This window comes from Flavobacterium sp. LM4 (genome assembly GCF_002017935.1).
Lineage (GTDB): Bacteria > Bacteroidota > Bacteroidia > Flavobacteriales > Flavobacteriaceae > Flavobacterium > Flavobacterium chungangense.
Window position 1 is genome coordinate 2,768,303 of the sequence record NZ_MUFW01000001.1, and the last position, 14,835, is coordinate 2,783,137.

At 36.8% G+C, this 14,835-nt stretch carries 8 protein-coding genes; 2 read left to right on the forward strand and 6 right to left on the reverse strand.

The window, feature by feature from the left end:
• Positions 1–24 precede the first annotated feature (24 nt).
• Both BXU10_RS12335 and BXU10_RS12340 read left to right on the forward strand, forming a co-directional pair.
• Complete coding sequence (locus tag BXU10_RS12335; RefSeq protein ID WP_078227567.1) at positions 25–1,992, forward strand: putative porin; 1,968 nt, start codon at positions 25–27, stop codon at positions 1,990–1,992.
• A gap of 39 nt (positions 1,993–2,031) precedes the next feature.
• On the forward strand, positions 2,032–3,393 hold the full coding sequence (locus tag BXU10_RS12340; protein ID WP_078227568.1) for a pyridoxal-phosphate dependent enzyme: 1,362 nt from the start codon (positions 2,032–2,034) through the stop codon (positions 3,391–3,393).
• A gap of 57 nt (positions 3,394–3,450) precedes the next feature.
• On the opposite strand, the gene BXU10_RS12345 is transcribed toward BXU10_RS12340, so the two are convergent.
• From BXU10_RS12345 to BXU10_RS12370, 6 genes are all read right to left on the reverse strand, one after another.
• Positions 3,451–3,660 (reverse strand): hypothetical protein, encoded by a 210-nt coding sequence (locus BXU10_RS12345; protein WP_078227569.1) that lies wholly within the window; start codon positions 3,658–3,660, stop codon positions 3,451–3,453.
• A gap of 262 nt (positions 3,661–3,922) precedes the next feature.
• Positions 3,923–5,944 carry a heavy metal translocating P-type ATPase gene (locus tag BXU10_RS12350; protein ID WP_078227570.1) on the reverse strand — a complete coding sequence of 674 codons (2,022 nt, stop codon included), beginning with the start codon at positions 5,942–5,944 and terminating at the stop codon, positions 3,923–3,925.
• 11 nt (positions 5,945–5,955) lie between these two features.
• Positions 5,956–7,149, reverse strand: a complete 1,194-nt coding sequence (locus BXU10_RS12355; protein ID WP_078227571.1) for an efflux RND transporter periplasmic adaptor subunit — start codon at positions 7,147–7,149, stop codon at positions 5,956–5,958.
• Positions 7,150–7,159: 10 nt separating this feature from the next.
• Complete coding sequence (locus BXU10_RS12360) at positions 7,160–11,476, reverse strand: CusA/CzcA family heavy metal efflux RND transporter (RefSeq protein ID WP_078227572.1); 4,317 nt, start codon at positions 11,474–11,476, stop codon at positions 7,160–7,162.
• A gap of 102 nt (positions 11,477–11,578) precedes the next feature.
• A complete protein-coding gene (locus tag BXU10_RS12365) occupies positions 11,579–11,905 on the reverse strand; it encodes a DUF6660 family protein (protein ID WP_031456824.1) in 327 nt (108 codons plus the stop codon).
• A gap of 133 nt (positions 11,906–12,038) precedes the next feature.
• Positions 12,039–14,654: a glycoside hydrolase family 3 C-terminal domain-containing protein gene (locus BXU10_RS12370; protein WP_078227573.1), complete on the reverse strand. Its 2,616-nt coding sequence runs from the start codon at positions 14,652–14,654 to the stop codon at positions 12,039–12,041.
• Between the last annotated feature and the right edge of the window lie 181 nt (positions 14,655–14,835).

The following is a 14,835-nucleotide window of genomic DNA, read 5'->3' on the forward strand; positions in this document are numbered from 1 at the left end:
CATTACACATACATACGCTATCAAATGAGAATACTTTTTTTTCTATATCTATTAGTTCTGCCTTCTTTATTGTTTTCTCAGGAAGTAACTCCTAAAAAGAATTTAGATATGAATTCGCAATATTCAAGTATTACGGATACTGTAAAAAAGAAAAAAGTGCTTGTAGCCAAAATTGAGCAATATCAAATTGTTACTATAGAGCACGATACAACTATTGTAGATACTTCGTTAACATTAAAAAGTGCTTATAAACAAAATTATCTTAGAAGAGATAATTTTGGCCTTTTGCCTTTCTCAAATATTGGCCAAACTTACAATACCTTACAATATAGCCTGACTGATTTTTCTCCCTATCCGGATATTGGTTTTCGGGGAAAACATTTTAATTTTATGGATGCCAGCGAGATTCACTATTATCACGTTGCAACACCATTGACCGAGTTATTCTTTAATACATCTGTTGGAAAAGGTCAAAATGTCGATTCGTTTATTACTTTAAATACATCCAAAAATCTTAACTTTTTTATCGGATACAGAGGTTTACGTTCAGAAGGAAAATATATCAATCAGTTAACCAGTATTGGAAATTTTAGAATTGGAGCCAGTTATAATACTACTGACAAACGTTACATTTTATATCTCCATTATGCATATCAGGATGTTTTAAATGAAGAAAATGGAGGAATTACAACCCCGGAAGATTTTGAAAGCGGAGATCCAAATTTCTCGAATCGTCAGCGACTGGAAGTTTATCTGACAGATGCCGAATCTTTCCTGAAAGGGAAAAGACTTTTTTTTGACCACGCTTTCAGAATAAATCCTAAACAGGCTAATAATAATTTGTATGTAACACATCAGTTTAATTACGAAAATAAATTTTTTGAATACAAACAGCCTACAGTTTTGTCAACCGTAGGAAATACAGTTGTTCAAAGGTTTGGAGAATCTTATGTTACCAGTAATCTTAAAGACCAGACCCGTTTTGAAAAATTGTATAACAAAGTAGGAGTAGCGTATGAGAATTCACTTCTTGGAAAATTTAATTTCTTTATTGATGATTACCGTTCAAATTATAAATATTACCGTATCATTCTTGATAATGAGGGCAATGTTGCTGTTAATGATAATTTATATAGAGAAATTAATAATGTTGGTGCGCAATACGAATACCAAAAAAATAAATGGAACGGAAGATTTTTACTTACAAGATCCATTACAAAAGAGACAATTTCAGATTTAGATGCCAAGCTGAGATATAATTTAAACGAGAAAATCCAATTCGATTTTCGCTACCAAAACATAAGCAAACTGCCAAATAATAATTATGAACTGTATCAAAGCAGTTATATACAGTATAATTGGGGTGATCCTTTTAAAAATGAAAAAATCAATTCGTTTAGCGGAAAAATTTATACACCATGGCTTAATGGGGAGGTTCAGTATTCTGTATTGAACGATCACTTATATTTTGAAGATGTCTCAACACCTGAACAGACAGAAAATAGGACTCAAATTATAAATCCGGCACAATATGGAAATGCAATTAATTACATATCTATTAAAGCAAACAGAGAGTTTAAATTTGGAAAATTTGGCTTAGATAATACATTTTTATACCAAAAAGTAGATCAGTCTGAGGCTATTTTAAATGTTCCGGATTTTGTAACCAGAAATACATTATATTATTCTACCTATTTCTTTAAAAAGGCACTGTATATCCAGACCGGGATTATTTTTAATTATTTTACAAAATATTACGCAAACGATTATAATCCTGTAATAGGAGAGTTTTTTGTTCAGAATACCAAAGAGATTGGTGGCTATCCAACTTTTGATTTTTTCCTGAATGGAAGAATCCGTCAAACCCGAATTTATTTAAAAGCAGAACATTTTAATTCTTCTTTTTCAGGCAACAATTATTATGCAGCACCAAATAATCCATATCGTGATTTCACTATCCGATTTGGACTGGTTTGGAATTTCTTCCAATAAAATAAAATTTCGATTAAAATAAAATTAAACACAGATAGAATGGACTTTTCAAATACTATTTTAGAAACCATTGGCAACACACCTTTAGTAAAACTAAATAAAGTCGTTGCTGAAATTGATGCCTTGGTATTGGCAAAAGTCGAAACTTTTAATCCCGGGAATTCTGTTAAAGACAGAATGGCAGTGAAAATGGTGGAAGACGCTGAGGCAGATGGGCGCTTAAAACCAGGCGGAACTATAATTGAAGGGACTTCCGGAAATACAGGGATGGGGCTGGCACTGGTAGCTATTATTAAAGGATATAAATTGATTTGTGTAATTTCTGATAAACAGTCTAAGGAAAAAATGGATATTTTGCGTGCCGTAGGTGCCAAAGTAGTTGTTTGTCCTACAGATGTTGAACCCACAGATCCAAGATCTTACTATTCGGTTTCAAAACGTCTTGCTGAAGAAACGCCCAATTCATGGTATGTAAACCAGTATGATAATTTATCGAATTCTCTGGCACATTACGAGCAAACCGGGCCCGAAATCTGGAAACAGACAGATGGTAAAATAACGCATTTTGTTGTTGGAGTAGGGACAGGTGGCACTATTTCAGGAGTTGGAAAATATTTAAAAGAGAAAAACCCCAATATTAAGATTTGGGGAATCGATACGTACGGTTCTGTTTTTAAAAAATATCATGAAACCGGAATTTTTGATGAAAACGAAATCTATTCGTACATCACTGAGGGAATTGGAGAAGATATTTTGCCTAAAAATGTTGACTTTTCACTCATTGACGGATTTACAAAAGTTACTGATAAAGATGCGGCTGTTTATACCAGAAAAATTGCTATGGAGGAAGCTATTTTTGTTGGAAACTCTGCCGGAGCTTGTATAAAAGGATTGCTGCAGCTAAAAGAACATTTTAAACCTGATGATGTTGTCGTAGTATTATTTCATGATTCAGGAAGCCGGTATGTGGGTAAAATGTTTAATGATGACTGGATGCGTGAACGCGGTTTTCTGGATGAAAATATTACAAAAGCAGAAGACGTTATCAAGGATCATATTGATAAAGAACTGATCGTAGTTCGTACCGAAGAATTGGTTTCGCATGCTATTGAGCGTATGCGTAAGTACAAAATTTCGCAGATTCCTGTTGTAGATATTAATGGTTTTGTAGGTTCAGTGGATGAAACGGATTTGTTTAGAAGTTATGTAGCCGATAAAAATGTAGCCGAAAAACCAATCAAGGAAGTAATGGGAAAACCATTTCCGATTGTAAAATTAGGAACTCCGATCGAAGAGGTTTCAAAGTTATTTACCAAAGAAAATGATGCTGTTTTAGTAGATTTAAAAAACGGTAATTATCATATTATTACCAAATATGATATTATTGGTTCTATAAAATAATAGCCCGTCTAAAAAAAAACAAAAGGCATGCATTTTAAAAAATGCATGCCTTTTGTTTTATCTATTGATTTTTTCCTCATTATAATCTGAATTATAAGTATTCAGCCTGTTTTTACCCGTAGTCCGATTTGGACTGTCGTTTATAAATTCTTCAGCAGTCTGGGCATTTTTATTCTTTTCAGAATTAATTTTTAAATTCCGAATATTTTCTACCATGTCTTTTTCAGGACAGTTTTCGTTGTCCGGATCATAATTTTTCTCGGTCATGATTTTGTATTTTAAAGATTATTCAGTTGATTTTTTAGAGTTTGCAGTTTCCTCTTTTAAGGATAGTATAAATTTAAAAACGATTCTCTTTATTCCTTTTATAAAATTTAAATCTTCTGTTATATAATTATTAGGAACTGACTAAACAGTGTTTGTTTGTTTGTTTGTTTGTTTGTTTGTTTGTTTGTTTCCGGGGGATGCTAAAAACAAAACCCTTAAAAGTCAAGACTTGTAAGGGTTTAAAAAAATAACGAAATAGAAATTAAAACTTCATTCGTTGAATCCTGACAGCATTCAAAATAGCTAACAAGGCTACTCCAACATCAGCAAAAACAGCTTCCCACATGGTTGCCAAACCTCCGGCTCCCAGAATCAAAACTCCTGCTTTTACGACGAAAGCCAGTGTGATGTTTTGCCAGACTATTTTTTTTGTCTGTTTTCCAATATCAATCGCCATCGCTATTTTACTAGGTTTGTCATCCTGAATTACCACATCGGCAGTTTCAATGGTGGCATCGCTTCCTAGCCCGCCCATGGCAATACCAACATTACTGAGTGCCACAACGGGGGCATCATTTACACCATCGCCAACAAAGGCAACAGTTTCCTTTTTAGCCTTTATTTCTTTGACTTTATTGACTTTATCTTCTGGCAATAAGTCGCCAAAAGCATTTGCAATTCCCAGTTTTTGAGCTACAAATTGTACGACTGTGTTTTTATCACCGCTTAACATAGTGGTTTTTACATTCAGTGCTTTTAATTTATCGATGGTTATCTGCGCATCTTCTTTAATGCTGTCGGCAATGGTCAGATAACCGACAAACTTTTTGTCGTAGGCAACCGCAATCAGTGTATACACTATCGAATTGGGGTCAACATCATAAGGAATGGAGAAGGCATCCATCAACTTAAAGTTGCCAACCAATAAGCTTTTTCCATCAATGACTGCTTTTAGTCCTTGCCCTGGGATTTCTTCCACTTTTTCGAGTTTAATAGAAGTGTCAATTTTACCCACATATTCATGTATCGCAGTCGCAACGGGATGTGTGCTTTGACTTTCCAAAGTGTTTACCATTTGCAGCATTTCCTTTTCATCGAATTGTGAGTCAAAAGCAACTTCCTGTACTTTAAAAACGCCTTCGGTCATGGTTCCTGTTTTGTCCATCACAACATTCTGAATGGTGGCAATTGCATCAAGAAAATTACTTCCTTTGAACAGAATACCGTTTTTACTCGCTGCTCCAATTCCGCCAAAATAGCCTAACGGAATAGAGATTACCAATGCACAAGGGCAAGAGATAACCAAAAATACTAAGGCTCGGTAAAGCCAATCTGAAAAAACATAATCAGCTATGAACAAATAAGGAAGAAACGTAATCAGCACTGCCAGTAAAACCACAATAGGAGTATAGATTTTAGCAAACTTCCGGATGAATAATTCAGTAGGTGCTTTTTGCGCTGTGGCGTTTTGTACTAATTCTAAAATTTTAGAAAGTTTACTGTCGTTATAAGCTGTGGTCACTTTTACCTGTGAAACTTTATTAAGGTTGATCATTCCGGCTAAAACAATTTCTCCTTTAGATTTTGTATCAGGTTTGCTTTCTCCTGTTAAAGCAGCAGTGTTGAACGAAGCAGTTTCAGAGATTAATTCTCCGTCCAAACCTAATTTTTCACCTGCCTTTAACTGAATGACATCACCAATTTTGGCATCTTCGGCTTTGATGATTTTAGGTTCAGAACCGACTAAAATAGTAACTTCATCTGGTCGTTGGTCCAATAAAGATTTAATATTCTTTTTTGCTTTTTTTACCGCCAAAGCCTGAAAAACTTCTCCAACAGAATAAAAAAGCATAACAGCCACCGCTTCGGGATATTCACCAATGGCAAATGCCCCAACAGTAGCAATAACCATCAACAGGAATTCAGAAAAAAGATCTTTATACCTAATACTTTCAATAGATTCTTTGATAACAGGAAAGCCGACAGGAATATAAGCGACAACATACCAGGCTATTCGTATCCAGTCTCTAAACCAAATTGGTGTAAAGTAATTGTCTAAAACTATAGCAATTAACAACAATACCAAAGAAATGACTGAAGGCAGAAACATTTTGAAGACGCTTTCATTTGCATTATGGCTATGGTCATGTCCCTCATGATCTGTATGCTTTTGTTTTTTGGAAGAACAACCGCAATCATGGGTATCCGTTTGGATATGGATTTTTTGTTCTATGGTACAACAAGACTCTTTAGCCTCTGCATTATGTTGGTGTTTGTGTTCCATATTTAAATGTTTTAATGTTCGTGTTCTCCGCCACCTTTTGATTGTGATAAAAGATAATAAGCACCTTTAATCACAATTTTGGCATCCGAAGGAATTTCTTCAATTAGCTTCACTTCGGTATATCCCAAATCGGTTGTTCCTACTGAGACTTCAACTGCTTTAAAGTGAATTTCTTTATGGTTTCCTCCTTCTTTTCGGTGTTCTTCATTTTTTACAACTTCTTCGTTCCCAGATTCTTCAATGTAAATAAAATACTTTTCTCCGTTTTTTACAATAGCGTCTTTTGGCAATGCCGAAACCGTCTGATTCGAAATGTTGATATTTGCAGCAACATACATTCCTGAGATTAAATCTTTGGTATTGCCCGGATTTATTCTGGCGTGAACGGCAACGGTTTTACTTTCATTGGAAAACGATTTATTGATACCAAATATTTTCCCTTTAATCGCTTTATTCGATTGATTGGTCAGTATAAAATCGACTTCCTGTCCTATCGAAATTTTACCTAAATCCTTTTCAAATACATTCAGGTCGAGGTGCATCTGACTATTGTCAACTACTTCAAACAAAGTTACGCCAGTTTCTGCAAATGCACCTTTGGTAATATTGATATTACCCACATAACCACTAATTGGAGATACTATAGGGACTAAGGAAGTACTGCCTTTAGGATTTACATTGAGTGCCTGTAATTTGTTTTTGGCTGCCTGTGCTTTGGCTCTTTCGGAAGCGAGTTTTGATTTTACTTCCTGAAATGTTTTTCGCGGATTGACATTTTCTTCACTTAATGTTTTCTGACGTTTAAATTCATGCTCCAGATATTCAATATTCGCCACTGCCGACTGATATTCTTCCTGCATTTCAGAAACTTCCAGATTTTGAATGGTTGCCAATGTTTTACCCTTTGCTACAAATGTTCCTTCCAAAACAAAAATATCTTTTACAACTCCGCCAATTAGTGTCGAAACATCAGCTCTGTTTTGGGGTGGTACAGCTGTGTAACCGTTAGCTTTGATTATGGTGTTGAGGTTTTTCATTTCAATACTACCCGTTTCAATTCCGATAGTTTTGGCTTGTTTTTCGGTTAAGGCTACTTCGGTTTCTGATTTTTCTTCGGCATGTTCTTCTTCGGTTTTCTTTTCTCCACAGGAAATAAAAAGGAAAATGGAAAGTAGAAGTATTTTATTGACTATTATATTTTTCATCTTGTATAAATTAATTGTAAGGAATGGATGGAAACTGCAGCTGAATGGCACTTTGATTGTATAAATTAACCGCTTCGGCATTTTGCTTTTTGATGTCAATAGCCTGATTCAAAAAACTGATGTACGACCAATAGCTCATATCGCCATTGGCATAGCTTTTTTGAGCCGTATTGATAATTTGGTCCGCATATTCCAACCCTTCGTTTTGATAATACTGTAATGCTTTTTGCTGTTTGTCAAATTCATTCTGCAGTTCTTCTTTTTTCAGTTTTATGGCTAATTTATTCTTGTCAAGCAGTAGTTGTGATTGCGAAACACTGATTTCGGATGCTTTGGCTTTAGCCGAATTTACGCCTCCAAAAAGCGGAATCTGCAAACCTGCCGTAAATCCCTGAAATAAGGATTTAGTGTCAATCGTTTGGGCAAAATAACCCAATCCTAATTTAGGCGTTCGCTGTGCTTTAAAAACACTGGTTTCTTTTTGATTAACTAAAATTTGTTGTGTATAATAATCGTTTACCAAACCTTCTGCTTTAGATGAACTTACATCAAGCGTATTTTTATATTGTAAAGTAGCGGTTGTTTCAGGAATGACGATAGCATCGCTTTGCACAAAATATTGCAGCTGCTTTTGATAAATAGCTAAATCGTATTCAATCTGAGCTTTGATCGTTTCAATTTCCTTTACTTTGGCTTTGGCACTTATGACTTCAATATTGCCGCTTTCTCCGGTTTTGAAACGTAATTCGGCATTTTTGAGGAACTTGGTATAAATCGAATTCAGCTCGTTATTCAACTTTTGTAGTTCTACACCGTACAAATATTGATAATAAGCTAAAGTTACCGCTTTTTCAATTTCATATTCAGAGATCGCTTTGCGCTTTTCGGCCAATGCTGCCAGTTCTTCCTGTAATTGTCGGTTGGCTTTCGTTATTTTACCAATTGGGAAATATTGCTGTACCGACACATTATGATCGTAATCAGCACTGTTGAACTGCCCTCCCTGATATTGAATCTGCAAAGGATCCGGCTGAAAAGCAGTTTTTTTCAGGGCGTTTTGTTTTTCGATTTCTTTATCGGCTATTTTCAGTGTCGCATTATTTTTTTTTGCTAATTCAAGAGCCTGTTCCAAAGTTACCGTTTGGGTATTTTGGGCAAAAGAAAAGGTGCTTATCAGCAAAAAGATTGTTGTAATTATTGAAGTATTCATTGTGTTTTTTCTTTTAATTCCACGTTCGAATAATAAATAAAGTATTGGCAATACAATGAGCGTAAGCAATGTTGCTGAAAATAATCCGCCGATAACCACAGTTGCCAGAGGTTTTTGTACTTCTGCACCACCACTCGTTGATAACGCCATTGGCATAAATCCTAAAGATGCTACGGCAGCTGTCATTAAAACGGGACGTAATCTTGTTTTGGTTCCAATTAAAACGCGTTGAAGCGGGTCAGTAATGCCTTCAGTTTTGAGCTGATTGAAATAGGAAATAAGCACAATTCCGTTTAAAACGGCAATACCAAACAAAGCAATAAAACCAATTCCCGCAGAAATACTAAACGGCATTCCGCGTAACCAAAGTGCAAAGACACCTCCAATCGCAGAAAGTGGAATGGCAGTAAATATCAATAAAGATTGTTTGATACTGTTAAAGGTGAAATAAAGCAGAACCATAATCAAACCCAAAGCGATAGGAAGTGCGACTGAAAGTCTTTTGTTGGCTTCGATCAGGTTTTCAAATTGTCCGCCATAGGTAACGTAGTAACCCGCAGGAAGCTTGAAGTTGATTTGTAGTTTCTCCTGAATTTCTTCTACCACGCTTTTGATATCGCGTCCCCGGACATTTAAACCTACAGTAATTCTTCGTTTTCCATCTTCACGGGCGACCTGAACGGGGCCTTGTTCGTAACTGATGGTTGCTACCTGCGCTAGCGGAATCTGCTGTCCATTTGGCAACGGGACAAACAAATTGCTTACATCTGAAATATCTGCCCGATTGTCTTTATTCAGCCGTACCACTATATCAAAACGTTTGCTTTGCTCATAAATTTTTCCTGCACTTTCTCCCGCAAACGAAGAGCGGATAATTTGATTGATGTCACTAATATTCAATCCGTACAGAGCAATTTTGTGATAGTCATATTTGACTGTGATTTGAGGTAATCCCGTTACTTTATCGGCTTTCAGATCACCAATTCCTTCAATGGAACTGATTTTTCCAATAAGTTCTTTGGCTTTGTTGTCTAAAACTTCCAGATCATCACCAAAAATCTTGATGGCAATATCGCTTCTGCTTCCTGTCATCAATTCGTTAAAACGCATTTGGATAGGCTGGGAAATTTCGATATTGGCTCCGGGAATCGCTTCCATTTCCTCTTTCATCAAATTGGCCAATTCTTCCCAATTATCGGCTGAAATCCATTCACTTTTATCTTTCAGTACTATAATTAAATCGCCACTTTCTATAGGCATTGGGTCGGTCGGAATTTCGCCGCTGCCGATTTTTGCCACAATAGTTTTGATTTCAGGAAATTTAGCTTTTAAAATCTTTTCGTATTTCGTAGTCGTTTCTACCATTTGGCTCAAAGAACTTCCTGTCATAATTGTAGTATTGATGGCTAAATCACCTTCTTCAATGGTTGGGATAAATTCGCCTCCCATATTTTGGAAAGTAATAAAGGCGAAGGCAAATAAACCAACAGAAACCAAAAGAACCGCTTTTTTAAAATGTAAAGCTTTATTCAGCAGCGGAGTGTATTTTCTTTCAAACCACGCCATCATTCGGTCACTAAAATTGGTTTTATGGTCCGTCTTTTTTGATAAGAATAAAGAAGTCATCATGGGCACATAAGTTAATGAGAGTATGAAAGCTCCAATAACTGCAAATCCAACGGTCATTGCCATAGGTTTGAACATTTTTCCTTCTGTTCCTATTAACGCTAATATGGGCAGATACACAATCAGGATAATGATTTCGCCAAAGGCAGCACTGTTTCTAATTTTAGAGGCTGACAAATAAACTTCGTTGTCCATTTCTTCCTGAGTGAGTTCCTTTTTCCTTTTGATGTTTGCCAGATGATGCATCGTGGCTTCTACAATAATTACAGCACCATCGACTATAATTCCGAAATCAATTGCTCCCAAACTCATTAGGTTTCCGCTTACGCCAAAGTAATTCATCAGTATGACTGCAAAAAGCATCGATAGGGGAATCACCGAAGCAACGATTAAACCGGCACGCAGGTTGCCGAGGAATACTATCAGAACGAATATTACAATTAATGCTCCTTCAACGAGGTTTTTGGTTACCGTTCCAATGGCATTATTGACGAGTTTTCCTCTGTCAATAAAAGGTTCTGCGACAACTCCTTCGGGTAAGGATTTGTTGATTTGCTCCATTCTTTCCTTGACTCTTTCTACAACTGCGCTTGAGTTTTCGCCTTTTAGCATAAGAACCAATCCGCAGACAATTTCGCCTTTTCCATCTTTGGTTGAGGCTCCGTAACGCAACGCGATGCCTTCGCGAACCGTGGCAACATCACGAACCAAAACAGGAGCGCCGTTTCGGTTTTTGATTACCACATTTTGCAGATCAGTAATTCCTGAAGCCATTCCGACTCCGCGGATGAAGTAAGCATATTCGTCTTTTTCGATATAAGCCCCGCCGGTGTTTTGATTGTTTTTTTCTAAAGCTTCAAAAATCTCTGTAATCGTAACTCCCTGACTGTTTAATGTATTAGGATCAACTGCGATTTCGTATTGTTTTAGTTTTCCTCCCCAGCTGCTTACTTCGGCAACACCTTCGACACCCTGCAATTGCGGAATAATAATCCAGTCCTGAATGGTTCTCAGTTTTACGGCGTCGTATTTGTTTTCATAGCCTTTTTTGGCATAGACATCATACTGGAAAATTTCACCCAGACCAGTCGTAATTGGGGCTAATTCAGGAGTACCTGCGTATTTTGGAATATTTTCCTCAGCTGCTTTTATTCTTTGAAAGATTTGCTCTCTTGCCCAGTAAATATCGGCCTCGTCTTTAAATACAACCGTTACCACAGAAAGTCCAAAGCGTGAAATACTTCGCAGTTCAATTACTTTGGGAATGGTTTTTACAGCCTGTTCTAAAGGATAGGTAATCAACTGCTCTACTTCCTGACTGGCAAGAGTGGGAGCGGTGGTAATAATTTGTACCTGGTTGTTGGTTACATCAGGTAAAGCATCAAGCGGTAATTGCTTAATGGAATAACTGCCCCAGGCCAAAAGCACAAGGGTAAAAAGCAGTATAACGAATTTATTCTTTATACTGAATTGTATAATCTTGTCTAACATTTGAAAATGTATAATGCATTAGAAATAAGCAAACAGAATATTTGCCATTGTTCGTGCCAAAGCACAGCTTTCTAACCCGGAATCGGAATTACCCGGGTATCATTATACTAATTGAGGCGGCTGCCAGATACTTCCGTAGAAATTGGAAGTGAAAATAGATTGGTAAGTTGGCAATTGTGTTTCTATATCTTTAAAAGGTATTGGAAAATCTATTGCTATAGGTCGTGAATAACTTGCCATTTGTGAACCACAGCAGCTGCAGATACAAAACGGTGAACACAAATCATTTTCTTTTTCGTGTGAATGATTGTCTTGTTTTGAAACCAATTCTGATTTAGTGTGCGCGAAACTATTTATCCCCATGTCTGCACAAGGCATACACGAAAGTATTAGAATAACAATTGATAATATGGTACTTGTAAGTTTCACGGTTGTAAAAATAGGATTTTTATTTTGATCCTTACTAAATTATTTGGAGTGAATATTAATAATAAATAAAAAAAACAAACCCCTTACGAAAGATGTAAAGAGTTTGTGTATTAAATTAAAAATAATCTAAAAATTATTTTTCCAGTAAAACTGTTTTTCCGGTAATTTGAAATCGGCCTTTTTGTGTGTCGTCAGAACCATCAGGTTGTTTTCCGCCTACCGATATTGTAAACCACCCCGGTTCAACAATACGCTGGCCTTTTTTATCTATTAGGGACAACTGTCGGGGAGTTATTGTAAAACGAACCGTTTTTGATTCTCCTTTTTTCAGGCTGATGCGTTCGAAACCTTCCAGTTGCAATATCGGGCGTGGTGTAGAGGCTTTTTCATCTTTTAAATACAATTCGACAACTTCATCTCCGTCACGTTCACCGATATTCGTTACATCAACAGATACTTCAAAATCTTTTTCAGAAGATGGGCTCGCTGGGAATTTCAGATTGCTGTATTTGAATTTGGTATAGCTTAAACCAAATCCAAAAGGATACAGCGTTTTTTTATCAAAATAACGATACGTACGGCCTTTCATATCGTAATTTTCAAAAGGAGGAAGCTGATCAACCGATTTATAATAAGTCACCGGAAGTCTTCCGGCCGGGTTGTAATCGCCAAAAAGCACATCTGCAATTGCGTTACCGCCCTGCTGCCCAGGATATCCTGCGGTTAAAATTGCAGGCACATTATCATTTGCCCAATTGATTGAAAGTGCGCTTCCGTTTATTAAAACCAGAATGACAGGTTTTCCGGTTGCTATTATTGCTTTCATAAGCTCTTCCTGATTTGCCGGTAAGTTAAGACTTGTACGGTCTCCGCCCTCAAAACCCTCTGCCTCAACCTTCATTTCTTCGCCTTCCAGACGTTCGTTTAAGCCCAAAACCAATACCACAGCATCTGCCTGATTCGCAGTCTGAATTGCTTCCTGTAGTATGTTTTCTTCAGGTTCAGACCATAAAAGCTGTGCGATGGCATCACCATAGAAGTTTTGATACTTAACCTCGATTTTATATTTTTTCCCAGCTTCTAATTGAATTTTCTGCGAACGGATGCGCGGGTGGTGATTGTTTTTTCCACCAGTGTTTTTTCCACCTTCAATTTCCACTGTCATAAAAGGTTTAGACCATTCGGAAATATTGTAAACTCCCGTTTTTGGTGCTACAATATAACCAGTCCATCTCACACTGTAGTTGCCCATTTTCATGCGGGTATCTGGAGAGTTTATGTCCCAGTGAAAGTCTATATTATCATCTATACGGGTAAAAATTGGTTTTCCTTCCCATTCCTTATTGTTAAAGTATTCTGCTGTCAGCCCTTGTGTCCCATTTTCATTTTGAAAATAAACAGAAGGGATAACTTTCATTTCGGGAACTCCTTTCGCTAAATCGGTTCCCTTTGCATATAAAACCTTAGCCTGAGGTTCTAATTTGTTTTGAATTCCTTTTAATACGGTAACAGGATTGCTTGGAATACCGCTATAATTGCCCCATAATGACTGTACATCATTGACATTTGGCCCTATTACGGCAACCGTTTTGATATCTTTAGAAAGAGGAAGGGTATTGTTTTGGTTTTTTAAAAGAACGATACTTTTTTGAGAAGCGACACGAGCCAACCAGTCATGGGCTGAGTTGTTGTTTACCGAATAAGGAATTTGAGCGTAAGGTACAATCTCCTCCGGATCAAACATGCCTAATTTAAACCGGGCTGTAAACAAACGTATTAAGGTAATGTCAATATCAGCTTCGGTTAGTAACTTGCGATCAAGAGCTTCTTTTAATGATTTGTAACAGCTTCCACACTCCAAATCCAAACCTTGTTTTACAGCTAAGGCAGAGGCTGTTGCAGCATCACTGGTAATTTTATGGTATTTCCAGATATCGGTTACAGCCCCGCAGTCTGATACAATATAACCCTTAAATCCCCAATCATTTCGCAGTATATTGAATAAAAATGGACTGGCACTGGCTGATTCTCCTCTAAAACGGTTATAAGCGCCCATTACGGAATAGACATGTCCTTCTTTTACTAAAGTTCGAAAAGCAGGAAGGTAAGTTTCATATAAATCGATATCACTCGTTTCTGCATTAAACTGGTGACGGGAAGGTTCCGGACCAGAATGAACTGCATAATGTTTAGCGGTTGCAATTACCTTAAAGTATTTATCATTAGTACCCTGAAGACCCGTAACATATTTAAGGCCTAACTGGCCGGTAAGATAAGGATCCTCGCCATAAGTTTCGTGTCCACGTCCCCATCGTGGATCACGAAAAATATTGACATTTGGAGACCAGAAGGTCAGTCCCTGATACATGCCGTGCTGTCCTCTTCTTAAATATTCGTGATGTTTGGCACGTGCCTCATCCGAAATAGCATTGGCTACATCAAAAATTAATTGCCTGTCCCAGGAGGATGCAATCGAAATAGATTGTGGAAAAACGGTTGCATATCCGGCACGGGCAACCCCATGCAGCGATTCGTTCCACCAATTGTATTCAGGTACACCAAGACGTTCAATCGCGGGAGAAGAATCCATTAACTGACTTATTTTTTCATCAATTGACATTCTCGACACAAGATCATTAACACGCTGATCAGTTGGTAAATTTGGATTTTTAAACGCAAAGTTTTCCTGTGCGAAAGTGTTTACTGCCAGAAAGCTTAGTACAAACACAAGATGGTATATTTTTCTCATGGAATTCTCTTGAAAGTATTTGGTTTATAGTTAGTAGGGTAATTATTTTATAAATTTCGGAAATTTTGAACAATCAATTACTTTTCTTTCGCAAAATTAGATGTTTATATTTTTTGGCTTGGGATAAATTACTATTTAAGGGACGTTATAAAGCTCATTGTTAAAATTTAATAATTTGTTT

What these genes read in the sequence shown, in the direction of transcription:
- BXU10_RS12340 (WP_078227568.1), top strand. Translation starts at nt 2,032, where the DNA reads ATGGACTTTTCAAATACTATTTTAGAAACCATTGGCAACACACCTTTA.
- BXU10_RS12350 (WP_078227570.1), bottom strand. Translation starts at nt 5,944, where the DNA reads ATGGAACACAAACACCAACATAATGCAGAGGCTAAAGAGTCTTGTTGT.
- BXU10_RS12360 (WP_078227572.1), bottom strand. Translation starts at nt 11,476, where the DNA reads ATGTTAGACAAGATTATACAATTCAGTATAAAGAATAAATTCGTTATA.
- BXU10_RS12370 (WP_078227573.1), bottom strand. Translation starts at nt 14,654, where the DNA reads ATGAGAAAAATATACCATCTTGTGTTTGTACTAAGCTTTCTGGCAGTA.
- BXU10_RS12345 (WP_078227569.1), bottom strand. Translation starts at nt 3,660, where the DNA reads ATGACCGAGAAAAATTATGATCCGGACAACGAAAACTGTCCTGAAAAA.
- BXU10_RS12355 (WP_078227571.1), bottom strand. Translation starts at nt 7,149, where the DNA reads ATGAAAAATATAATAGTCAATAAAATACTTCTACTTTCCATTTTCCTT.
- BXU10_RS12335 (WP_078227567.1), top strand. Translation starts at nt 25, where the DNA reads ATGAGAATACTTTTTTTTCTATATCTATTAGTTCTGCCTTCTTTATTG.